This window comes from Mesorhizobium sp. CNPSo 4688 (assembly GCF_057784295.1).
The window spans coordinates 1-370 of the sequence record NZ_JBWLUY010000106.1 but is presented as its reverse complement, the minus strand read 5'-3'; the positions used below and the strand labels follow the sequence as shown (position 1 = coordinate 370).

Sequence of the window (370 nt, the reverse complement as noted above, 5' to 3'; positions counted from 1 at the left end):
CTTTACTGTAGCCTGATATTGAATTTTGGTACAGTTTGTACAGGATAGGCGGGAGCCATTGAAACCGGAGCGCTAGCTTCGGTGGAGGCGCTGGTGGGATACCGCCCTGACTGTATTGAAATTCTAACCTACGGGTCTTATCGACCCGGGAGACAGTGTCAGGTGGGCAGTTTGACTGGGGCGGTCGCCTCCTAAAAGGTAACGGAGGCGCCCAAAGGTTCCCTCAGAATGGTTGGAAATCATTCGTAGAGTGCAAAGGCATAAGGGAGCTTGACTGCGAGACCTACAAGTCGAGCAGGGACGAAAGTCGGGCTTAGTGATCCGGTGGTTCCGCATGGAAGGGCCATCGCTCAACGGATAAAAGCTACCC

The 370-nt window shown here is 53.5% G+C and carries 1 rRNA gene; it reads left to right on the top strand.

Going from position 1 to position 370, the window contains the following annotated elements:
• Window positions 1–370: ribosomal RNA gene (locus tag AC04SH_RS35000) — 23S ribosomal RNA — on the top strand; the annotation flags it as partial.